This is a genomic window from Candidatus Hepatincolaceae symbiont of Strigamia maritima, assembly GCF_055505085.1.
On sequence record NZ_DBKDTU010000181.1, the window covers coordinates 1 to 1,484 of the forward strand.

Consider the following 1,484-nt stretch of genomic DNA (forward strand, 5'->3'; position numbering starts at 1 on the left):
AAGTAAAGATGTCTAAAGTAGGAGGTTTTAGATGAATATGACGTCAAATACATCATATCCAGTCACTTTAAGTCAACTACACACTTAAGAATTTTATTCAGGCAATATTGAATGCAATTTAAGTGAGATTAATTACCTTAAGCGAGTCATTTGCCTTAACTATGACATACAAAACGTCACTTGTAATGAGTTTAAGTCAACTTAGCAGTTAAGTCAACTAAGTTAATTTATCTAAATCAAATTGAACGCACCTATTATATTGTATATTTTTATTTATTTGGCGGTATGTGATGACTGATGGATGATAGCTATTTTTTATTTGGCTCAAATCTGTTCTTTAAATTTTGTATGTGGTTCACTTTGGTTACGGTTTAAGAGTAGGCACATCTGTGCCTTGGTAAGAAGTACAATATACACTTATGTTTTCATCTAAACAGTGCTTTTTTTATTTATAAAAATATTCTTTTTAATAAATACGTTTTCTACATTTTAAAAAAGTGTGTTTTTTAACCAAAAAGAAAAAATAACATTTTTTTTTATACACTTTAATTATATTTTGCTGTTTTTGAAATTGTTTTTACTGGTAAGGTTTTAATGAAGTTTATTAGCAAGCAGTTAGGAAATCACATTCAAAAGTTCAAATTTATGATACAATAAATATACATTTATAAAATTATTATTAATTTAATTAATTGAGCCATAATTGAGCTATTCTCGGTCAGAAGTATGAAAAGTTGTCGCTAGGTTGCTTACTGATCTTGGTGGCTCGTTTTGGAGCAGAAACCTAATATTTCGACAATAAAAAGGAACATTTATCATGACGACAAATGAAGCGATTGAAAAAAAAATTAAAAATGAATAGAAAAAATTGACGGACAATTCGCTGCGAACAGGATTCGAACCTGCGCGGGTTAACCCCATTGGATTTCAAGTCCAACGCCTTAACCACTCGGCCATCGCAGCACGTGATATAAAATATTTCTATATAATATTTCTATATAATATTTTTATTTGATTTATTGCGTCCAATCAAGTTTGAGTGAATACTCAACTTTGGAGTTATTTTTTTACATATGATCTGCTTATTTTACTTGTAGTCAGCTGTCAAATTTATTTATAAGGAATATCGCAAAAATTAGATCGTTTATATTCAGAAAGAATAAAAAGATTTTGTGTAGGTATTTATTGACACTACAATATTTATAACAAACACTTATTTTCATTAAAAACCGTTTTCTTACACAAAGGTATAAAATTGAAAAGACAACTGGCCAACAGAATAAATTTCAACATCATTTAGTATTTAATAATTGAAGCATTGATTTATAAATTATCATCATTATCGGTATTAGCCTTTTTCAAAGGTAAGAAATATTTAGGGGTGCTTGCATGAAACTGGTGAGTTCGTGCCCAATTATGGCCATTTCGAAACGTCCCAAACCTAGGTTAGATCGGAAGAGCGTCGTGTAGGGAAAGAGTGTAGA

1 tRNA gene is annotated in these 1,484 nt (G+C 29.6%); it reads right to left on the reverse strand.

The features are described from left to right. Nucleotides 1-881: 881 nt before the first annotated feature. Nucleotides 882-963, reverse strand: a tRNA-Ser gene (locus tag ACQCX0_RS04940). Nucleotides 964-1,484: the final 521 nt, after the last annotated feature.